Raw genomic sequence first — 20,042 nt, 5'->3', positions numbered from 1 at the left:
GCCGTCAGTGGTGCCAGCCGTCCCGGTAGGACTCCTGGGTCTGGACGTTGAGCCGGTCGGTGCGGACGCGGTCGGCGCCGCGGACCAGCGGGTCGTTGACCTTGAGCACGTCGAGGCCGTTGTGGAAGTCGGCCGCGTAGATGTAGCCGTTGTAGTAGTACGCCGACCAGATGCCGCCGCCGCCCTGGCTGGCCGGACCGCGCTCGAAGTACCCGAACTCACGCGGCCGCGAGATGTCCGTGAAGTCCACGAACGAGACGCCGCCCTGGTACCAGGCCTGGACCATGATGTCCTTGCCCTTGACCGGGATGAGCGAGCCGTTGTGGGCTACGCAGTTCTCGCTGTCCGCCTGGTGGCGGGGGATCTTGAAGTAGCTGCGGAACTTCAGCTGGCCCCTGCGGATGTCGTAGTAGGCGTTGGCACCGCGGGTCGGGCCGGTCGCCTCGTTGCAGGTGGCCGCGCCGCCGCCGCCGAGCTCGTCGGTGAAGACGACCTTCCTGGCGTCGTTGGTGAACGTCGCCGAGTGCCAGAACGCGAAGTTCGGGTCGGTGGTCCTGGCGGTCACCTTCGGGTTGAGCCGGTCGCGGATGTCGAACAGCACGCCGTCACCCATGCAGGCGCCGGCCGCGATGTCCTTCTCGGCGTACGCGGTGATGTCGTGGCAGCCACTGGTGGGCACCAGCAGGCCGGGCTGCGTCTCGTTGCCGCCGTCGGGGAAGACGACCGGCGTGGCGGCGACCGCGGCGGCCGTCGGGTCGCGCAGCGGGACCTTGATGATGGAGATCTTGTCGTGCGGCGGCGCGCAGTCGGGGAAGTTCGCCGCGGGCAGGTACGACGAGACGTACACGTAAAGGTTGCGCCGGCGGTCGTGACCCTTACCCGGTACCAGGGTCAGCGTGTGCGAACCGCAGTTCGTCTCGACCGACTTGATGTACTTGGGGTTGGCCTTGTCGCTGATGTCGAAGATCCGGACGCCTTCCCAGGACTCCTTGATCGTGGCGCTCTGGCCGGTGCTGTTGCAGGAGTCGTTGTTGCGGGAGGAGTCGACGGCGGCGAAGAGCAGGTCACCGTAGACGGAGACGTCCATCTGGGAACCGGGGCAGACGACCGAGCTGACGACCTTGGTTCGCTTCGGGTGGCTGATGTCGTAGATGGAGAAGCCGCCGTAGTTGCCGACGTAGGCGTAGTTGCCCTGGAAGGCGATGTCGGTGTTGATGGTGGCGGCGATCGGGGCCGGCTTCGGCACGTTGAGCACGTGCGAGACGTTCGGGCTGGTCACCACCGTGTCGACCGGTGGGATGTCGTTGGCGGCCGCGGGCACCGCCGTCGCCGCTAAGGCGACGGCGGCACCGGCCGCGACGAGGAAGCGCCGTGACTTGGACAGCAGCAAGGGAGAGTCCTCCTGGTCAGTCGTGGTCGTGACCGTGACCACGGTCGGGGTAAGAGGTCTGGGTCTGGGGGTTGAGGCTGTCCAGGCGCACACGCTTGGCCTGGTCGGTACGCCGGTCGTCGATCGACAGCACGTCGAGCCCGAGGTTGAAGTCGGAGCCGTAGATGTGGCCGTTGTAGTAGTAGGCCGACCAGAAGCCGCCGGACAGGGCCGGGGCGGTGTTGTCGGGGCCGCGCTCGTACCAGCCGATCTCCTTCGGGCGGGCCGAGTCGGTGAAGTCGACGATCGAGATGCCGCCCTGGTACCAGGCCTGGACCATGATGTCCTTGCCCTTGACCGGGATCAGCGAGCCGTTGTGGGCGACGCAGTTCTCCGTGTCCGCCTGCGGGCGCGGGATCTTGAAGTAGCTCTTGAACTTCAGCTGGCCCCTGCGGATGTCGTAGTAGGCGTTGGCGCCTCGGTTCGGGCCGATGACGGTGTTGCAGGTGGCCGCGCCGCCGCCGCCGAGCTCGTCGGTGAAGACGACCTTGTTGCCCCTGTTGTTGAAGGTCGCCGAGTGCCAGAACGCGAAGTTGACGTCGTCACGGACGGTGGCGGTGACCCTGGGGTTGAGGCGGTCGGAGATGTCCATCAGGATGCCTTCGCCCATGCAGGCGCCGGCCGCGATGTCCTTCTCGGCGTAGACGGTGATGTCGTGGCAGCCGCTGGTGGCCGACTTGCCGTCCGGGTAGGGCAGCGGAACCCCGGGGTTGCCGCCGTCGGGGAAGAGCACCGGCGTGGCGGCGACCGCTGCGGCCGTCGGGTTGCGCAGGGGCACCTTGATGATGGAGATCTTGTCGTGCGGTACGCCACAGTCCGGGAAGTCGGCCCGCGGACTGTAGGAGGAGACGTACACGTAGAGGTTGCGCCGGCGGTCGTGGCCCTTGCCGGGCACGAGGCTCAGGGTGTGCGAGCCGCAGTTCGTCTCGACCGACTTGATGTACTTGGGGTTGGCCTTGTCGCTGATGTCGAAGATCCGGACGCCTTCCCAGGACTCCTTGATCGTGGCGCTCTGGCCGGTGCTGTTGCAGGAGTCGTTGTTGCGGGAGGAGTCGACGGCGGCGAAGAGCAGGTCACCGTAGACGGAGACGTCCATCTGGCCGCCCGGACAGATCACGGTGCTGACCAGCGACGTCCGCGAAGGCCGCCGGATGTCGTAGATGGAGAAGCCGTAGTAGTTGCCGACGTAGGCGTAATTGTCCTGGAAGGCCATGTCGGTGTTGATGTCGGCGAGCGCGGCGGGCTTCGGAACGTTCGTGACCTGCCGCATGTTGTCGCTCATGACCACCTCGCCGGGGGCGGGGATGTCGGCCGCCTGAGCGGGCAGCACACCTCCGACCAGGGCGATGGCGGCACCGAGCACGATGAGGGCCCTGCGGGGGGATAACACTAAGTCCTCCTATAAAGGGGGCATAAATGAAGAAATTTTCGTACGAAACCGGTCATTTGACCAGCACGCAAGCTGTCAAAGTTTGTAGCAATTTGCCGTCTTCCAACCTGCGCGATCGTCGTCTAGAGTGCGCTTTTACGACATGGGGTAGTCAGGGAGGCCAGTTGCGCGTCGCGCTCATCGTCGTCATGGGCGCGGTTGTCGCCCTCGCCGGTTGCACCGGCGAGAAGCAGACACCCCCTCGTGCCGACTCCACGGCTCCCGTCATCGCGCCGGGCCGTCCCGGGGAGAGCGCCAAGACGCTGTCGCCCTCCGAGGCCGCCACGGCCGTACCGTCGCCGACGGCCAACGCCTCGGACATCAAGTACATGCAGGACATGATCATTCATCACCGCCAAGCGCTGGATATGTCGGTGCTCGCCCCGAACCGGGCCGAGGCGGCCAGGGTCAAGGGGCTCGCTTCGCGGATCAAGGACGCCCAGGGCCCCGAGATCCAGTACATGACCACCTGGCTCCAGGAACAGGGCCAGAAGGTGCCCGAGCACCACGCCCAGCACCAGGGCATGGCGGGCATGGCCACGCCGGAGCAGATGGCGGCGCTCAAGGCCGCCACCGGCAAGGCGTTCGACAAGCTCTTCCTCGACCTGATGATCAAGCACCACCTGGGCGCCCTCACGATGACCGAGCAGGTGCTCAAGGGCGGCTCGCACATCAGGGTCGAGGAGCTGGCCAACGACGTCGGCGTCACCCAGGCGGCCGAGATCCGCCGCATGCAGCAGATCCAGTCAGAGCTCTAGAAGCGTCTCGGTGGGTACGGCCCGCCGGGCCGCGGGCCGTACCCCGGAGAAGGGCCTTTACCAGCCGCGCTCGGGATAGCGCGACTGGGTCTGCGCGTTGAGCAGGGACAGCCTCACGCGGTTGGCCGAGTTCGTCCGCCGGTCGTCGACCTTGAGCACGTCGAACCCGCGGGCGATCTCACTGCCGTAGATGTAGCCGTTGTAGTAGTACGTGGACCAGTAGCCGCCCAGGACGAGCTGCGACGGGTCGACCGGGCCGCGGTCGTAGAAGGCGATCTCCTTCGGCCGCGAGGAGTCGGTGAAGTCCCACACCGACAGGCCGCCCTGGTACCAGGCCTGGACCATGATGTCGCGGCCCTTGACCGGCAGCAGCGAGCCGTTGTGGGCGACGCAGTTCTCCTGGTCGGTCTGCGGGCGGGAGATCTTGTAGTAGCTCTTGAAGACCAGCCGGTGCCCGCGGAGCTCGTAGATCGCGTCGGCGCCGCGGTTCGGGGCCTGCGCGGTGGTGCACATGGCCTCGACGCCGCCGCCGAGCTCGTCGGTGAAGACGACCTTGTCGCCGTCGTTGTTGAACGTGGCCGAGTGCCAGAACGCGAAGTTCGGGTCGGTCGTCCTGGCCTTGATCCGTGGCCGCTCCCGGTCCCGGATGTCGAAGATCACGCCATCGCCCATGCAGGCCCCGGCGGCGAGGTCCTTCTCGGCGTAGACGGTGATGTCGTGGCAGCCGCTGGTGGGCAGCAGCAGGCCGGGCTGGGTCTCGTTGCCGCCGTCGGGGAAGACGACCGGAGTGCTCACCAGCGAGGCCGCGGCCGGGTCGGCGAACGGCACCTTCACGACCGAGATCTTGTCGTGCGGCGGCTGGCAGTCGGGGAAGTTGGCCGCGGGCAGGTAGGAGGAGACGTAGACGTAGAAGAACTTCCTGGCGTCGCGCCCTCTGGCGGGCACCAGGGTGTGCGTGTGGGAGCCGCAGTTCGTCTCGACGGACTTGACGTACCTGGGGTTGCGCTTGTCGCTGACGTCGAAGATCCGCACGCCCTCCCAGGACTCCTTGACCGTCGCGCTCTGCGGCGTGCTCTGGCAGGAGTCGTTGTTGCGGGAGGAGTCGACCGAGGTGACCAGGAGGTCACCCAGGATCGTCACGTCCATCTGACCGCCCGGACAGCTCACCGAGCTGACGAGCTGGGGCGACTTGGGGTTCCTGATGTTGTAGATGGAGAACCCGTTGAAGTTGCCGACGTAGGCGTAGTCCCCCTGGAAGGCGAGGTCGCTGTTGACGGCCGCACCCGCCGGCAGGTCGAGGTGCGCTTCCAGGCGGATGTTGTCGCTCTTGACGACGTCGTCCGCGGCGTTCGCGGGCGTCCCGGCCATGACGGTGGCCAGAGCCAGAGCTGCTATGGCAGCCAGGCGGGAGGATAAGACGGTGATTCTCACCGGAGGCCTCCTACGGATGGAAGTGCCCCGAATTATCCGCCTATCTCGTGATCAAACCCGTGTTTGTCCGGTTTCTGTCACACACTCAGGAGCCGTAACGCCACGAGTGCAGGTACTCCTCCTGCTCGGCGGTGAGCGTGTCGATCTCCACCCCGGTCGCGGCCAGCTTGAGCCGCGCGACCTCCACGTCGATCTCCCCGGGTACGTCGTAGACGCCGGGAGCCAGCCCGGAACGCTCCTTGGCCAGCCAGGCCACGGCCAGCGCCTGGGCGGAGAACGACAGGTCCATGACTGCCGCCGGATGCCCCTCGGCCGCCGTCAGGTTGACCAGCCGCCCCTCGGCCAGCAGCAGCAGGCGGCGCCCGTCGGCCAGCACGTACTCGTCGGTGCTGGGCCGTACCCCGCGGTGCACCTCCACGCCGAGCCCGTCGAGCGCCCGCACGTCGATCTCCACGTCGAAGTGCCCGGCGTTGGCCAGAATCGCCCCATCCTTCATCACCGCGAGATGCTCGCCCCTGATCACGTCGCGGTTGCCGGTGACGGTGATGAACACGTCGCCGTCCTCGGCCGCCCGCCCCATCCCCATGACCTCGTAGCCCTGGAGCGTGGCGTCCAGCGCCTTGACCGGGTCCACCTCGGTGACGACCACCCGGGCCCCGAGCCCCTTGGCCCGCTCGGCCACGCCCCGCCCGCAGTAGCCGAACCCGGCCACGACCACGGTCTTGCCGGCCAGCATGGTGTTGGTGGCGCGCATGATCCCGTCGAGCGTCGACTGCCCCGTCCCGTAGCGGTTGTCGAACATCCGCTTGGTCCGCGTGTCGTTGACGGCGACGACGGGGAAGCGCAGCGCCCCTTCCGCCGACATCTGCCGCAACCGAATGATCCCGGTCGTGGTCTCCTCACACCCCCCGCTCACCTGCCCCAGCAGGTCGGTCCGCTCGGTGTGCAGGATGTTGACCAGGTCACACCCATCGTCGAGCACCAGATCCGGCGAAATATTCAACGCTTGATGAATATGCCGGTAGTAGGTCCCCCGATCCACCCCGGCACGCGCATAAACCGAAATGTCATACCCAGCCAGCGCTTCCGCCACATCATCCTGCGTGGACAACGGATTGGAAGCCGCCAACGCGATCCGCGCGCCTCCGGCCCGCAGAGCCCCCATGAGCACAGCGGTCTCGGCAGTCACATGCAGACAGGCCGCGATGGTCAACCCGGAAAGCGGCTTCTCATCATCGAAGCGCGCCCCGATGGCGGTCAGCACCGGCATGGCCCGAGCCGCCCAGCTGATCCGCCGCTCCCCCAGCTCCATCGACTTCTCCTATGTACGGCGGCGCCCCCGAGACCACCCAGGTGGTCAAGGGGGCGCCGTAACGGCGAGCACCACGTCCGACGTGAGAAGCGACCCCCACGATCGGCGCCCGCCGGCGACGGCGGGTGGCGTGGGGGCGGCTTGCCGTAACGCTAAAAGAGACTGAAAGGAAATCAGTAACGATAGTGGTCGGGCTTGTAGGGGCCCTCGACGTCGACGCCGATGTACTCGGCCTGCTCCTTGGTGAGGGTCGTGAGCTTGACGCCCAGGGCGTCGAGGTGCAGGCGGGCGACCTTCTCGTCCAGGTGCTTGGGCAGGACGTAGACGCCGATCGGGTACTCCTCGGTCTTGGCGAAGAGCTCGATCTGCGCGATCACCTGGTTGGTGAAGGAGTTCGACATGACGAAGCTCGGGTGGCCGGTGGCGCAGCCGAGGTTCATCAGGCGGCCCTCGGCCAGCACGATGATGCTGTGGCCGTCAGGGAAGATCCACTCGTCGACCTGGGGCTTGATGTTGTTGCGGACGATGCCCTCGGTCTTCATGAGGCCGGCCATGTCGATCTCGTTGTCGAAGTGGCCGATGTTGGAGACGATCGCCTGGTGCTTCATCTTCGCCATGTGGTCGGCGCGGATGATGTCGAAGTTGCCGGTCGTGGTCACGAAGATGTCGGCGATGCCGACGACCTCGTCCAGCGTGGTGACCTGGAAGCCGTCCATGGCCGCCTGCAGGGCGCAGATCGGGTCGATCTCGGTGACGATGACGCGGGCGCCCTGGCCCCTCAGCGCGTCGGCGCAGCCCTTGCCGACGTCGCCGTAGCCGCAGATCACGGCCACCTTGCCGCCGATGAGCACGTCGGTGGCGCGGTTGAGGCCGTCGATGACGGAGTGGCGGCAGCCGTACTTGTTGTCGAACTTCGACTTGGTGACCGAGTCGTTGACGTTGATGGCCGGGAACAGCAGCGTGCCGTTCTTGAACATCTCGTACAGGCGGTGGACGCCGGTCGTCGTCTCCTCGGTGACGCCCTTGATGCGCTCGGCCGTCTTGGTCCAGCGCTTCTCGTCACCGACCGTGCGCTTGAGCAGGTCGATGATGACGTGCCACTCCTCCGGGTCGTTCTCGGTGGCGGAGGGTACGGCGCCGGCCTTCTCGTACTCGGCGCCCCGGTGGACCAGCAGCGTGGCGTCGCCGCCGTCGTCCAGGATCATGTTGGGGCCGTCTCCACCCGGCCAGGCCAGGGCCTGGTCGGTGCACCACCAGTACTCCTCCAGCGTCTCGCCCTTCCAGGCGAAGACCGGCACACCCTGCGGGTCCTCGACGGTGCCGTTGGGGCCGACGACGACCGCGGCGGCGGCGTGGTCCTGGGTGGAGAAGATGTTGCAGCTCACCCAGCGGACCTCGGCGCCCAGCGCGACCAGCGTCTCGATGAGGACGGCGGTCTGGATCGTCATGTGCAGCGAGCCCATGATCTTCGCACCGCGCAGGGGCTGGGAGGCCGCGTACTCCTTGCGTACCGCCATGAGTCCGGGCATCTCGTGCTCGGCGAGCCGGATCTCCTTGCGCCCGAACTCGGCCAGCGAAAGGTCGGCGACCTTGAAGTCCATCTGGGTTCCCCTCGTGTCACGAAGTTGTCGCCGTCGAGTTTAGGCACCAGGTGAAGCCAGTTGCGACTCACAGACCCCGAATCTGACGTAAGAATGTAAGAATGCGGATTACGGAGGCGGCGAAGCGGCTGGGAATGTCGCCCAGAATGCTCAGATACCGCGAAGCACTGGGCCTTCTGCCCCCGGTACGCGAGCAGGGTGCCCACCGGCGCTTCGGAGAAGAAGAGATCCAGGCCGTCGCCCAGGGCGTGGACCTGGAGCGGCGCTTCGACGTCTCCCCCGCGGAACTGGCCTTCGCGCTGCGCGTGCTGAGCGAGCCGGCGGTCGCCCAGGCCGTGCGTGAGCTGGGCATCCGCATCGGCCGGCTGCAGGCCCCGCGCCGCGCGCTCGACTTCGAGAAGGAGAAGGCGCTGCGCCTTTTGCGAACTTCAGGACAGTCTCCCGCATCCAACCCCAGGAAAGGTGATCGCTAACGCGTCGGGGGGCGTCATGAGGGTTTTCCTGGCAGTTTCGGCACGTCCACATCGCCAGGAGGCCCTGGGCCAGGCGGTCCAGCGTGCCCGCGAGTCGATCGCGGTGACCTTCCCGGTCGCCCCGGAACGCGTCAGGGCGCGCGAGTGGACCGCGGGGAACGGCGGCGTGCACGTGCTGACCTGGACCAACGAACCCGGCTGGGAGCCGCCGTCCGGCCCCGGCGGCATCACCGTCGTCGCCGGGCACCACCCGGGCGAACCCGGCCGCGGACCCGCCGCCGGACAGCCCGGCTGCTTCGCCCTCCTGCGCGCCGGCGAGCACGGAATCACCGCCTCGACCTCGATCGCGCCCGCCGACCCCGTCTACTACGCCGAGACGCCCGACCTGTTCGTCGTGGGAAACCGCGCCCTCCTGGTACGGCTGGCCGCCCACGACGGCGTCCGCTACGACGTGACCGCCCTGCAGTCCGTGGCCAGACAGGGCTACTTCCTGTCCGAGGAAACCCCGTACGCCGGGGTACGTGCCCTGCCCCCTGCCTCGACCCTGGAGATCGGCGACCGGCTGACCGTGACCACCGAGCCGCTGCCCGTGGGGCGCGGCCGTACCGGCGCCGCGCGGGTGGCCGAGCACATGGTGCGGGCGGTGCGTCCCCTGGCCGGCGGCCCGGAGCAGGTGCGCGTCACGCTCACCGGCGGCCGCGACAGCCGCCTGATCGCCGCGCTGCTGCACGGGGCGGGCATCCCGTTCCGCGCCTCCACCTCGGGTTTCGACGACCACCCCGACGTGGTGGTGGCCCGTCAGGTGGCCGCCGCGCTCGGCGTGGAGCACGAGGTGACCACACCGGTCCTCACCACCGCGAACGAACTGTCCGTCGTGCACCCGGCCGACCGGGTCCACCACATCCTGCGCGCCTGCGAGGGCATGCTGTCGGCCTACGAGAACATCACCGCCGACGCCCCCTACAGCGACGTCCCCCGGCTGGGCGGGCACAACGGGGAGATCCTGCGCGGCGGCTACCTGTCCGGCATGGAGGAGACCACGCCCGAGGCGGTACGCCGGCGCACCGAGACACTGTTCCTGTCCAACCGCGGCCTGTTCACGGAGACGGCCAACGCCCACGCCGAGGAACTGGCCTGGAGCTCGGACTCCCTCCACGTGCCCGACCACCTGTACGTGCGCTTCCGCGTGGGCCGCTGGCACGCCGCCGCGCGGGCCGCCATGCTGCGCCAGGGCACGCCGGTACAGCCCTTCCTGGACAACCGGGTGGTCGGCGCGGCACTCGGCGTGGACCCGGGCGTACGCCGGTCGGAGCGGCTGGTCCACAGGCTCATCAGGACGTTCGCGCCCGCGCTCGCCGAGGTGCCGCTGGAGGGCCGGCCGTGGCGATTCCGCACCGAGGGCCTGCTCGCGCGCTGGCGGCACAGGGCGGCCCGTCACATCTCCGCGCCGAAGCCCAAGCCCTGGAACTGGCGGACAGAACCCGGCCGGGAACTCGCCGAGGAACTGCGGGAGACGATCGTCTCGTGCGCCCGGCTGGGCGAGATCGTGCGCCTGGACAAGGTGCCCGCGCTGTTCGACGGCGGCAGGCTGGTCAAGCCGGCGCTCGTCTGGCATCTGTACACGGTGGCCGGGCTGCTCGGCGCCGATCTCACCGCGCCGGGAACCGCCTCGCGCGGGCGGGTGACAGTGCCAACCAAGCGTCCGCTGATGGCGTCATAACAAGCATGAAAGAGCTGCTGATGGCAGTGGTCCTCGCCATCTCACCCGCGCACGCGGGCACCGCTCAGACCGTCAAGGTCTACTTCTCGAAGGGTTTCGGCATCCCCGGCAAGACCGTGGCCGTGACCCGCAAGGCGCCCGACCGGGGCGTCGCCCGCTTCTCCGTCGAACAGCTGATCAACGGCCCCACCAAGGCGGAAAAGCGCCGGGGCCTCCATTCCGAGCTCGGCGCGCAGATCCGCGGCCGCTCCGACTGCGGCGCCGACTTCCAGCTGAAGATTGCCTCAGGTACGGCGACGCTGCGCTTCTGCCGGATCGTCTACGGCCTCGGCGTGGGCGGCGACGCCCGCGTCCTGCACACGATCGGCAAGACGTTGCTGCAGTTCAAGGCCGTGAAGAAGGTCGTGACGCTGGACAAGGACGGCCGGTGCCTGTTCGACCAGACCGACGCCGGGACATCCTGCCTGACCGGGCACGAGTAGCCCGATTCCTCTAATATCCCGTGAATGCAGCCCCTGACGTCTGATGATCCGCAGACGATCGCCGGCTACCGCCTGCGCGGCCGGCTGGGCGACGGCGGTCAAGGCGTGGTCTACCTCGCCGAGGCCGCCGACGGGCGGCAACTCGCCCTGAAGGTGCTGCACACCAGGGGCGACGCGCAGCTCCGCGACCGCTTCGCCAAGGAACTGGCCGCCGCCCAGCGGGTCTCACCCGCCTGGATCGCCCGCATCGTCGACGCCTCACTCGACGGCCCCCGCCCGTACATCGCCAGCGAGTACGTGGAAGGTCCCAGCCTCGCCCGCGCCGTCTCCACCGCCGGCCCGTTCGCGCCCGAACCCCTGACGCGGCTGGCCTCCGGGCTCATGATGGCGCTGGCCGCCATCCACCGGGCCGGGATCGTCCACCGCGACTTCAAGCCGGCCAACGTGCTGCTCGGACCCGACGGGCCGCGCCTGATCGACTTCGGCGTGGCCCGTACCTCCGACATGACCGCCACCACCTCGGGCAACGTCGTCGGCACGCCTCTCTACCTGGCCCCCGAGTCGTTCCTCGGCCACCGCGCCGAGTCGCCCTCCGACGTGTTCGCCTGGGGCGCCGTCGTGTACTTCGCCGCCACGGGCCGCCACGCCTTCCAGGCGGCGGAGATCCCCGCCGTCATGCACCGCATACTCAACGACTCCCCCGACCTGTCGCCGCTGCCGGAGCCCCTGCGCGCCCCGGTGGCCGCCGCCCTGGCCAAGGACCCCGCCGCCCGCCCCACGGCCGCCGGCCTCCTCCTCGAACTCACCACTGTCGGCCACCTCCCGCCCCCGCCCACCGGCAGGCCGGAACCGGCCGAGCCGGTCCCCGCGACGGCGGCGCCCCTTCGGGAGCCGGGCACCCGGGACCGTCCGGAGCCGCCCCGCGGCCGCGTGAGAGCCCGTGGCAGGGGCGTGCGGGTCGTGGGGGCCCTGGTGGGTGTCGCCGCCGCCGTCGGCGGCGTCTTCGCCGTCAGAGCCTTCGACTCCGGTACGGCCGGCACCCCCGGCCCCGGAGTCACCGCCGCCGCCCGGCAGCCCGGCACGGAGCCCCCGCCGGGTCCCGGCACGGAGCCACCGCCGGGCGAATCCGCCGGTCAGGCCACCGAGTCCCCCTCCACCGCCCCGACCCGCGATCCGGGCAAGTCCGCGGAGCCCGGCACCACCCGGCCACCGACGGCCGCGCCCGCCTCGCCGTACCCGAAGGAGCAGACCACCGGGAACGTGCGGATCTACTACAACCTCCCCAGGGCCGCGCACGCCGCCCGCGCCGCCAAGCTGGTCGCGGCCGGGTTCCAGCCGACGTCGCTGAGCCTGGCGCCGGGCGAGCGGTACACGGCGGTGTGGGTGAAGCGCCGGGGGCCGGCGCTTCGGTTGTTCCACGGCCTGAACCCGGACGCCGCCAAGGCCTTCCTGACCCGCGCGATGGCCGCCGGCTACCGGCTCAAGCTGATCGCGGGGCTGGGCGCGTGGGAGAACGCCACGTACGCGGGCGTGATGGTCAAGCAGGGCGGCGCCGCCGTCAACCACAGCTTCTGGCGGATGACCAAGACCCAGTTCCAGGACAAGCTCCGCCACTACCAGGACCGCGGCCGCATGACCCTGCGCTGGGTCTCGGCCTACGGCCCCGCGGGCAACCGCCGCTACGCCGCCGTCTGGGAGCCCGGCGTGGGCACGGCCGGCTGGCGGGCCACCGTGGACCTGGGCTGGGCCCAGCACAAGCGCGCCTACGACCGCCTGCACGCGCGGGGCTACCGCCCGACGATGGTGGCGGCCACCCCGGACCGCAGGTACAGCGCGGTGTGGCGCAAGGAGAGCAGCGCCTACTTCCACTACGGCGACCTCACCCCGGACGCCTACCGCACCAAGCTCCGCCAGATCGCCCCGAAGGGCTACTACCCGGCCGCTCTCCAGGTCTCGGGCACCGCCGACCACCCGTTCTTCACCGCGGTCTGGGCCCCCGAGTAGCGGGGGCCCGTGCGTCAGACGGACGGAGTGCGGTCCAGGTCCGGCTCCAGGTAGATGACGCGGGCGATCGGCACCGCCGCGCGGATGCGCTGCTCCGCCTCGTCGATGCCGCGCGCCACCTCGGCCGCGGTGTCGTCGTGCTCGACCGCGATCTTGGCGGCGACCAGCAGCTCCTCCGGGCCGAGGTGCAGCGTGCGCATGTGGATCACGCGGGTGACCTCGGGGGCGTTCTCCAGGGCGGACCTGATCTGCTGCTCGACGTCGGGCGAGGCGCCCTCACCCAGCAGCAGCGACTTGGTCTCGATGGCCAGGATGATGGCGATGATACCGAGCAGCACACCGATCATCAGCGTGCCGATGGCGTCCCAGACGGGGTCGCCGGTGATGGCCGCCATCGAGACGCCGAACAGCGCGAAGATGAGACCGAGCAGCGCGCCGAGGTCCTCCAGCACGATGACCGGCAGCTCCGGCGACTTCGAGCGGCGGATGAACTCCACCCAGCCCTGCTTGCCGCGCACCGCGTTCGACTCCTTGATCGCGGTGCGGAAGGAGAAGCTCTCGGCGATGATCGCGAAGATCAGCACGCCGATGGCCCAGCTGAGGTTCCCCAGCGGCTCGTGCGAGCTCAGCTTGTGGATGCCCTCGTAGATCGAGAACGCGGAGCCGATCGTGAACAGCACCACGGCCACGACGAACGCGTAGAAGTAACGCTCACGGCCGTAGCCGAACGGGTGCTCCTTGGTCCGCTCCCGCTGGGCCCGCTTGCCACCGATCAGCAGCAGGGCCTGGTTGCCCGAGTCCGCGACCGAGTGGATGGACTCCGCCAGCATCGAGGACGAGCCGGTGAAAATGAAGGCCACGAACTTGGCCACGGCGATGGCCAGGTTCGCGGCCAGAGCCGCGACGATCGCTTTGGTACCGCCACTCGCGCTCACTGCGAATCTCCACTCATATGGTCGATCAGATCAATCCCGGATCTTATTGGGAAATCCTCGCCTTAAGTTCTGTGATCGCGGTCACTGGTGTCGGATCGATGCCATAGCCGAGCGCCAGGTAGGTGCTGGCGAAGTCGCCGAGGGCGATGAGGGAGGCCAGCCGTTCGAGCGGATGAGCGCCCTCGGCGGTGAGTTCGGTGACCGCGACGTCGCGGTCCTGTGCCATCCGCACCGACGCCTCGCGCCGCCGCGTGACCTGCGGGTGCTCGTCGGCGTCCCGCATCATCACCAGCCGCAGCGACCGCCCGGCGTCGTCGGCGAAGATGTCCCGCCTGGCCAGCGGGCCGTCGAAGGCGACCACCTGGTTGTGGTTGGCCTCGGGCAGTTCGCCGAAGACCGCGGGGTACTTGGCGTTCTCGTTGAGCTGGCAGGCCAGCCGGTACGCCGCCACACCGCTCACCTGCGACGAACCCCAGATCATGGGCACGCTCTCGGCCAGTTCCATCGCCAGCTGCTTACCCGGGTTGATGAACGACTCACTGGAGGGCCGGCAGCGGTGCGCGATGTCCTCCAGCGACTTCGCCACGCCCTCGATCAGCGCCTCGTCCACGCGCGCCAGCCCCAGCCCCGCCGCGGCCACGATCAGGGGTACGGACAGCAGCCACACGTTGGCCCGCGGCTGCCCGGTCGCCGGCACCGGCACGAAGATGCCGCCGGCCTGCCGGGCCACCGACTCCACCGGCGAGTCGGGAGCGGCGACGGCCACGAGCGTGCAGCCGCGCCTGACCGCCTCGGTCGCGGCCGACAGCGTCTCCTCGGTTCGCCCGGAGGCCGACACCGCGATCACCAGGTCGGTCGCGCCCACCCAGCCGGGGAGCTGGTAGGAGCGGACGGTCAGGATCGGCAGCGGCGCGCCGTGGCCGGCGACGGCCGCCAGGATATCCCCGGCGATCGCCGAGCCGCCCATGCCCACGACCACGACGGCTCTCGGACGGCCCCGCAGCTCCGCGAGGCCGGCTTCGGCCGCGGCGCGCTGCCCCATCCGTACCTGAGCGGCGGAGGCGGCGACCGCCAGCAGCATGCCGCCGGGGTCGTTGTCGGTAAGGAATCGCTGGTCATCGAGCCGGTCGGACTCCCAATTCACGGAGTCCTGGCCTCGTCGACCAGCAGGACGGGGATGTCGTCGCGTACCGGATAGACGCGACCGCATCCGGTGCAGGCCAGCTCTTCCGTTTCCGCCTCGGCACGCAGCGCGGACTTGCACGCCGGGCAGGCCAGGATTTCGAGCAGCCAGTCGTCGATCTTCACTTTCAACTCCTTACGACGGCGAGGACCTCGTCCCTGATCGCCGTCATCTTGCCTTCGTCGGCCGCTTCTGTGTTGAGCCTGAGCAGCGGCTCGGTGTTGGACGCACGCAGATTGAACCACCAGCCGGAGCCGCTCACGGTCAGCCCGTCGAGCTCGTCGAAGGAGCCCCGGCCGCCGAACGTCTCGCGGACCCTGGCCAGCGCGGCCGCCTGGTCGGCGACGGTGCTGTTGATCTCACCGGAGGCGTGGTAGCGCGAGTACGCGGCCACGACCTCCGACAGCGGGCTCGCCTGCTCCCCGAGGGCGGCCAGCACGTGCATGGCGGCCAGCATCCCCGAGTCGGCGAACCAGAAGTCGCGGAAGTAGTAGTGGGCCGAGTGCTCCCCGCCGAAGACGGCGCCGGTGGCGGCCATCTCGGCCTTGATGAAGGAGTGGCCCACGCGGGTGCGTACCGGAACGCCGCCGTGCTCGCGGACGATCTCCGGCACACCCTGCGAGGTGATCAGGTTGTGGATGATCTTGGCGCCCGGGTGCTTGGCCAGTTCGCGGGCGGCGACCAGCGCGGTGACCGCCGACGGCGAGACCGAGCGGCCCCGCTCGTCGATCACCCAGCAGCGGTCGGCGTCGCCGTCGAAGGCCAGGCCGAGGTCGGCGCCGGTCTCCACGACCGCGCGCTGCAGGTCGACCAGGTTGGCCGGCTCCAGCGGGTTGGCCTCGTGGTTGGGGAAGGTGCCGTCGAGCTCGAAGAAGAGCGGCGTCACCTCGATCGGCAGGCCATCGAAGACCGCGGGCACCGTGTGGCCGCCCATCGCGTTGCCGGCGTCGACCACGACCCGCAGGGGCCGGATCGCGCGCAGGTCGACCAGCCCGCGCAGGTGCGCGGCGTAGCCGTGGAGCAGGTCCTTCTCGGTGACCGAGCCGTGGGCCGCGCCGGGCTCCAAGCCGGGGGCGGGCGGTTCGGCGGCGGGCAGTTCGGCGGCGAGCAGTTCGGCGGCGCGGTCGCGCACGGCGGTGAGCCCGGTGTCGGACCCGACCGGGACGGCGCCCGCGTGGCACATCTTCATGCCGTTGTAGCGCGCCGGGTTGTGGCTGGCGGTGAACATCACGCCGGGCAGGTCGAGGCTGCCGCTGGCGTAATAGAGCAGGTCGGTGGAGCCGAGCCCGGCGTCGATCACGTCGGCTCCGCGTCCGGTGGCGCCCCGGATGAAGGCTCCGGCCAGCGCGACTCCCGAGGTGCGCATGTCCCGCGCCACGACCAGCGACGTCGCGCCGGTCACGTCGACGAAGGCCGCCCCCACGGCTTCGGCGATCGGCTCGTCCAGTTCGTCAGGCACCACGCCACGTACGTCGTAGGCCTTGAAGATCTTGGCGAGATCGCCCACTCCTGCTCCTAGGTCGTCGTTGAGACGAGCCTACCGGTCGCCGCGCTGCTGCTGGGCGGAGCGGAGCACGCGCAGGTGACCACGGCGGCCGACCTCGACTCCCTGGCCGACGGGTTCGGTGCCGGAGGGGCTCGGTCTGGCCGCTTCCCTGACGGCGTTGGCGAGCGCTTCGAGATCGTCCGAGCTGGGTGAGGCGCCGTCCGTGGGCAACCGCACCACCTCCCAGCCGCGGGGGGCGGTGAGCCGCTCGGCGTGCTCGGCGCACAGGTCATAGCAGTGCGGCTCGGCGTACGTCGCCAGAGGGCCGAGAACAGCGGTCGAGTCGGCGTATACGTACGTGAGCGTGAAGACGGCAGGCTGGCTGCAAGCGGTGCGGGAACAGCGGCGGACGGGGCTCACGGAGGGACCGTATCTGGTAAGAGTCCGAGGCGCCACTATCTGAGCGCTCTTAACGAGCGTGTCGCCACAATTCGGACACCTGTCGCAGGCTTTACACCCACCTGTACCAATGCTGCAGTACGGCGGCCGCTCCTCGTAAACTGTGCGGATGACTCCACGACGCCGTGACCGCCACGGTCGCGGCCTTCGAGGCCCGCTGGCTCCCTCGCACGTGCCCATCGCGAAGTCCAGGGGCGAGCGCTTCGACGACTTCGTCCTGGACGCCGTCGAGCGCCTCAAGCCGCGCTGGGGGGCGCAGCTGGCGGCGGTGGAGTTCGCCGTCGAGGAGGTGCCGCCGCTGAGCGAGCTCGGTGACGGCCCCGGCCGCTCAGGCCCGATCCCGTTCGGCCGAGCCGAGCCGGCCCGCGGCGCCCAGCCCGCCTCCGTGGTGGTCTACCGCCGCCCGCTGGAGGCGCGCTCGCGCGACCGGGAGACGCTGGGCGCGCTGGTGCACGACACGGTGGTGGAGCAGGTGGCGTTCCTGCTCGGCCGCTCGCCCGACGAGGTCGATCCGGGCTTCGACACCCACTGATCAAAATGGTGAGGGGCCACGCGGACGATGCCGCGTGACCCCTGAACCGGATATCTGCCTATACGGCCTGGCGCTTGATCCGCCGACGTTCCCGCTCGGACAACCCTCCCCAGATGCCGAACCGCTCGTCGTGTTCCAGCGCGTATTCCAGGCACTCGGCTCGGACCTCACACGTCCGGCAGACCTTTTTGGCCTCGCGTGTGGAGCCGCCCTTCTCCGGGAAGAACGCCTCCGGATCCGTCTGCGCACACAGTGCGCGCTCCTGCCAGCCGAGTTCTTCCGCATCAAGCTGGTCCTGTGCGATGACCAGATCGGTCACTGCGCACCTCCCTGCCGCCCGCCCGCAATGGAGCCCCCCATGAACGCCTTCCTTATTACCCACCCACAGGAAGGCGTAACAACATGGTTGTAATTACACGCGCGTGCCGTACGTGACGTCAAGCGGCATGCCGGTATCCGGGGAAAGACCAGATCTCGCCCCGGTGTGTTTGGCATGTGATGTTCGCGCCCGGCGGTTTCCATGAACCATGGCCTTGACCTGGCGTGTTCCGCGCTCTCAGCGGTCGAAACCGTACCAGGGCGGGATTGACCCCCGCCCGTGGCCCACCTTCTCTCTAGCCGTACTTGGTCAGTTCATTACCTGCGAGGCTCGTTGGGGGTGTATATGGCGGTGGGATCGATCGGGTCGTCCCCCTGCCTGGGCGGGTCGTTCAGCGCGTCGCCGCCGCGGAACATCGACTGGTCAAGCCGGACGGTCGACTCGGCCGGCGACTCGCCGCCGTTCCAGCCGGGCTGGTAAGCCTGCTGCGGCTGCTGGGGTGCCGGTGGCTGCTGCTGGGGGTGCCCGAACGGGTCGTCGTAGGGGCCCGCCTGTCCGGTGTAGTCCGGCACGCGCAGGTCGGGCGCGGTGCCGGCGGTGGAGTGCTGGTAGTGCTCGGCCTGCTGGTAGGCGTCGAGCAGCTGCTGGGAGCGCGGGTCGACGGGCGGGTCCGGCTCCTGGTAGTGCTGCGGCTGGGCGTACTCCTGGCCCGGCATGCCGGTGAACGGCTGGCCGTGCTGCTCGAACGCGGGCGGGCGCTCGTAGTACGGCGTGCCCGCCGGACCGTCCTGGGGCGGCGCGTACGGGTTGGGGGCGTCGGCCGGCGGGGCGTAGGGGGTGGGCTCCGGCGGGGCGAAGGAACTCGGGGTGGCGTAGGCGTCGTGGGCGCCCGGGTTCTGCGGCGGGGCGTACGGGTTGTTGGAGTCGGGGGCGGTGTACGCGCCGGACTGGGGCTGCTGGCGGTAGACGTCCGGCTGGCTGTCGGCCGGGACGTACGGAGCCGGTGTGTAGCCGGAGTCGGGCATCGTCTCCGACGGCGTGTAGCCGCCCGAGGGTGGCACCGTGTCGGCCGGGGCGTAGGCGCTGCCGGGGGGCGCGGTGTCGACCGTGTTGTAACCGTTCTGGGCGGGGGGCGGCTCCGGCGCGTAGACGTTGGGGGTGTCCTGCGAGGAGTAGCCGGGCGTGGTGTACGCGCCGCTCTGAGCGGGCTGGCCGTACTGCGGTTCCTGGCCGTACTGCGGTTCCTGGTTGTACTGCGGTTCCTGGCCGTACTGCTGTGACTCCTGGCTGTAGGGCTGGGGGTCTTGGCTGTAGGGCTGGGATTCCTGGTTGTACTGCTGCGGCTCGGGCTGCGCGTATTGCTGGGGTTCGGGGGCGGCGGGGAGTGCGGCCCTGGGCTGCGGCGCGGGCGGCTCGGGGGCGGCGGGCTGCTGGAAGCCCTGGTACGCCTCCTGCTCGGCCCCGAAGCCCTGCTGGCCGAAGGGCTGACCCGGCTCGGACTGGGCGAAAGGCGGCTGGCCATGCGGCTGACCGGGGTCGGGCTGGGCGTAGCCGGGCTGCTGGCCGGGGTCGGCACCGGCGAAGCCCTGCTGACCGAAGCCCTGCTGACCGGTGCCGGGCTGACCAGTGCCGGGCTGACCGTATCCGGGCTGGGCGTACGCGGGCTGCTGTCCCGACGGCGGCTGCTGGCCGAACGTCTGGCCCGGGGTCGGCTGGGCGAAGGCCTGGCCGGAGGCGGGCTGCTGGGCGTACTCGGGCTGCTGACCGTATTCGGGCTGGCCGAAACCGGGCTGCGGAGTGAAGCCGGGCTGCTGGGCGAAGCTCTGCTGGCCGTACCCCTGAGGCTGGCCGAAGCCGGGCTGCGGCGAGAACGTCGTCACCGGACGGCGCGCGGGCAGGGCCTGCGGCATGAGGTACAGGGCTGCCAGGACGGTCAGGGCGAGGGTGGGCAGGCCGGTCAGGAGGAGTTCGACGATGGAGCGGAAGCCGTTGCCCGCGAAAAGGGCGACGAACAACGCCAGGACCCCGAACAGCGTCATGGCCGCCAGCGTGATCGCCGCGGCCATCGTGACCGCGCCCGCGGACTTGGCAGGGGGGCCGGCCTTGGTCAGCAGCAGCACCGCCCCGACCAGCAGCGCGATCGTGACCGGGCTGGTCAGGCTCGAGAAGTAGATGGCGCCGCGCTCGGTGAGACCGATGCTCGATCCGTAGGCACCGTCTCCGCCGATCAGAAACCGGCCCACGGCCACCAGCGTGGACGTGACGCCGGCAGCCAGCATGATCCAGGCGGCCGGCTCTTTCAGCCGGGCGACGTCAAGTTTGCTCACAACTACCCCCATCGAGCCCTTTGGCCCGCAGTGAGTTTGCCACATGACCGACTTACGCGGCGGGGAACCCAGGAGGCTCATTCCTCACATGTCCCTCATTGCGAGGATTTTTCTGGCATGGGGAGGGGTAAGACTGACCTCTGGGACAGATGGAAGACTGGG

The 20,042-nt window shown here is 69.5% G+C and carries 18 protein-coding genes; 6 read left to right on the top strand and 12 right to left on the bottom strand.

The window, feature by feature from the left end; genetic code table 11:
- Positions 1 to 4 precede the first annotated feature (4 nt).
- Together ACIBKY_RS02875 and ACIBKY_RS02870 are read right to left on the bottom strand one after the other, a co-directional pair.
- Complete coding sequence (locus ACIBKY_RS02875; RefSeq protein ID WP_397095436.1) at positions 5 to 1,384, bottom strand: LVIVD repeat-containing protein; 1,380 nt, start codon at positions 1,382 to 1,384, stop codon at positions 5 to 7.
- Positions 1,385 to 1,406: 22 nt separating this feature from the next.
- A complete protein-coding gene (locus ACIBKY_RS02870) occupies positions 1,407 to 2,819 on the bottom strand; it encodes an LVIVD repeat-containing protein (RefSeq protein ID WP_397093895.1) in 1,413 nt (470 codons plus the stop codon).
- A 164-nt stretch (positions 2,820 to 2,983) separates the two neighbouring features.
- Here ACIBKY_RS02870 and ACIBKY_RS02865 point away from each other — a divergent pair, with 164 nt between their 5' ends.
- Positions 2,984 to 3,616 (top strand): DUF305 domain-containing protein, encoded by a 633-nt coding sequence (locus tag ACIBKY_RS02865; RefSeq protein ID WP_397093893.1) that lies wholly within the window; start codon positions 2,984 to 2,986, stop codon positions 3,614 to 3,616.
- A 57-nt stretch (positions 3,617 to 3,673) separates the two neighbouring features.
- On the opposite strand, the gene ACIBKY_RS02860 is transcribed toward ACIBKY_RS02865, so the two are convergent.
- From ACIBKY_RS02860 to ahcY, 3 genes are all read right to left on the bottom strand, one after another.
- Positions 3,674 to 4,984: an LVIVD repeat-containing protein gene (locus ACIBKY_RS02860; RefSeq protein ID WP_397095435.1), complete on the bottom strand. Its 1,311-nt coding sequence runs from the start codon at positions 4,982 to 4,984 to the stop codon at positions 3,674 to 3,676.
- Positions 4,985 to 5,132: 148 nt separating this feature from the next.
- A complete protein-coding gene (locus ACIBKY_RS02855) occupies positions 5,133 to 6,359 on the bottom strand; it encodes an adenosylhomocysteinase (RefSeq protein WP_397093892.1) in 1,227 nt (408 codons plus the stop codon).
- A gap of 173 nt (positions 6,360 to 6,532) precedes the next feature.
- A complete protein-coding gene (ahcY, locus tag ACIBKY_RS02850) occupies positions 6,533 to 7,960 on the bottom strand; it encodes an adenosylhomocysteinase (RefSeq protein WP_397093890.1) in 1,428 nt (475 codons plus the stop codon).
- Positions 7,961 to 8,061: 101 nt separating this feature from the next.
- Between ahcY and ACIBKY_RS02845 the strand changes: the two genes are divergently transcribed.
- From ACIBKY_RS02845 to ACIBKY_RS02830, 4 genes are read left to right on the top strand one after another with little or no spacing between them, the layout of a single operon-like run.
- Positions 8,062 to 8,433, top strand: coding sequence for a MerR family DNA-binding transcriptional regulator (locus tag ACIBKY_RS02845; RefSeq protein ID WP_397093889.1), 372 nt, complete (start codon positions 8,062 to 8,064; stop codon positions 8,431 to 8,433).
- Between the two features lie 16 nt (positions 8,434 to 8,449).
- Positions 8,450 to 10,153, top strand: coding sequence for an asparagine synthase-related protein (locus tag ACIBKY_RS02840; RefSeq protein ID WP_397093888.1), 1,704 nt, complete (start codon positions 8,450 to 8,452; stop codon positions 10,151 to 10,153).
- A 5-nt stretch (positions 10,154 to 10,158) separates the two neighbouring features.
- A complete protein-coding gene (locus ACIBKY_RS02835; protein ID WP_397093886.1) occupies positions 10,159 to 10,635 on the top strand; it encodes a GerMN domain-containing protein in 477 nt (158 codons plus the stop codon).
- A gap of 24 nt (positions 10,636 to 10,659) precedes the next feature.
- Positions 10,660 to 12,639, top strand: a complete 1,980-nt coding sequence (locus ACIBKY_RS02830; RefSeq protein ID WP_397093884.1) for a protein kinase — start codon at positions 10,660 to 10,662, stop codon at positions 12,637 to 12,639.
- A 14-nt stretch (positions 12,640 to 12,653) separates the two neighbouring features.
- Here ACIBKY_RS02830 and ACIBKY_RS02825 read toward each other — a convergent pair whose 3' ends face one another.
- From ACIBKY_RS02825 to ACIBKY_RS02805, 5 genes are read right to left on the bottom strand one after another with little or no spacing between them, the layout of a single operon-like run.
- Positions 12,654 to 13,574, bottom strand: coding sequence for a cation diffusion facilitator family transporter (locus tag ACIBKY_RS02825; RefSeq protein ID WP_397093882.1), 921 nt, complete (start codon positions 13,572 to 13,574; stop codon positions 12,654 to 12,656).
- A gap of 43 nt (positions 13,575 to 13,617) precedes the next feature.
- Positions 13,618 to 14,718, bottom strand: a complete 1,101-nt coding sequence (locus tag ACIBKY_RS02820; protein WP_397093881.1) for a bifunctional phosphoglucose/phosphomannose isomerase — start codon at positions 14,716 to 14,718, stop codon at positions 13,618 to 13,620.
- Positions 14,715 to 14,882 carry a Trm112 family protein gene (locus tag ACIBKY_RS02815; RefSeq protein WP_397093880.1) on the bottom strand — a complete coding sequence of 56 codons (168 nt, stop codon included), beginning with the start codon at positions 14,880 to 14,882 and terminating at the stop codon, positions 14,715 to 14,717. Before ACIBKY_RS02815 ends, ACIBKY_RS02820 begins: the two co-directional genes overlap by 4 nt.
- A 2-nt stretch (positions 14,883 to 14,884) precedes the next feature.
- Positions 14,885 to 16,264 carry a phosphomannomutase/phosphoglucomutase gene (locus tag ACIBKY_RS02810; protein ID WP_397093879.1) on the bottom strand — a complete coding sequence of 460 codons (1,380 nt, stop codon included), beginning with the start codon at positions 16,262 to 16,264 and terminating at the stop codon, positions 14,885 to 14,887.
- Positions 16,265 to 16,294: 30 nt separating this feature from the next.
- Complete coding sequence (locus ACIBKY_RS02805; RefSeq protein WP_184957752.1) at positions 16,295 to 16,663, bottom strand: DUF3499 domain-containing protein; 369 nt, start codon at positions 16,661 to 16,663, stop codon at positions 16,295 to 16,297.
- 148 nt (positions 16,664 to 16,811) lie between these two features.
- Here ACIBKY_RS02805 and ACIBKY_RS02800 point away from each other — a divergent pair, with 148 nt between their 5' ends.
- A complete protein-coding gene (locus ACIBKY_RS02800) occupies positions 16,812 to 17,234 on the top strand; it encodes a metallopeptidase family protein (RefSeq protein ID WP_397093877.1) in 423 nt (140 codons plus the stop codon).
- A 58-nt stretch (positions 17,235 to 17,292) separates the two neighbouring features.
- On the opposite strand, the gene ACIBKY_RS02795 is transcribed toward ACIBKY_RS02800, so the two are convergent.
- Complete coding sequence (locus ACIBKY_RS02795) at positions 17,293 to 17,553, bottom strand: WhiB family transcriptional regulator (protein WP_184957754.1); 261 nt, start codon at positions 17,551 to 17,553, stop codon at positions 17,293 to 17,295.
- A 317-nt stretch (positions 17,554 to 17,870) separates the two neighbouring features.
- Positions 17,871 to 19,880: a hypothetical protein gene (locus tag ACIBKY_RS02790; RefSeq protein ID WP_397093875.1), complete on the bottom strand. Its 2,010-nt coding sequence runs from the start codon at positions 19,878 to 19,880 to the stop codon at positions 17,871 to 17,873.
- Between the last annotated feature and the right edge of the window lie 162 nt (positions 19,881 to 20,042).

This window comes from Nonomuraea sp. NPDC050394 (assembly GCF_044459065.1).
Classification (GTDB): domain Bacteria; phylum Actinomycetota; class Actinomycetes; order Streptosporangiales; family Streptosporangiaceae; genus Nonomuraea.
The sequence above is the reverse complement of the archived record's forward strand: the minus strand, read 5'-3'. Positions and strand labels throughout refer to the sequence as shown.

What these genes read in the sequence shown, in the direction of transcription:
- ACIBKY_RS02860 (WP_397095435.1), bottom strand. Translation starts at nt 4,984, where the DNA reads ATGGCCGGGACGCCCGCGAACGCCGCGGACGACGTCGTCAAGAGCGAC.
- ACIBKY_RS02830 (WP_397093884.1), top strand. Translation starts at nt 10,660, where the DNA reads ATGCAGCCCCTGACGTCTGATGATCCGCAGACGATCGCCGGCTACCGC.
- ACIBKY_RS02800 (WP_397093877.1), top strand. Translation starts at nt 16,812, where the DNA reads ATGACTCCACGACGCCGTGACCGCCACGGTCGCGGCCTTCGAGGCCCG.
- ACIBKY_RS02845 (WP_397093889.1), top strand. Translation starts at nt 8,062, where the DNA reads ATGCGGATTACGGAGGCGGCGAAGCGGCTGGGAATGTCGCCCAGAATG.
- ahcY (WP_397093890.1), bottom strand. Translation starts at nt 7,960, where the DNA reads ATGGACTTCAAGGTCGCCGACCTTTCGCTGGCCGAGTTCGGGCGCAAG.
- ACIBKY_RS02835 (WP_397093886.1), top strand. Translation starts at nt 10,159, where the DNA reads ATGAAAGAGCTGCTGATGGCAGTGGTCCTCGCCATCTCACCCGCGCAC.
- ACIBKY_RS02840 (WP_397093888.1), top strand. Translation starts at nt 8,450, where the DNA reads ATGAGGGTTTTCCTGGCAGTTTCGGCACGTCCACATCGCCAGGAGGCC.
- ACIBKY_RS02855 (WP_397093892.1), bottom strand. Translation starts at nt 6,359, where the DNA reads ATGGAGCTGGGGGAGCGGCGGATCAGCTGGGCGGCTCGGGCCATGCCG.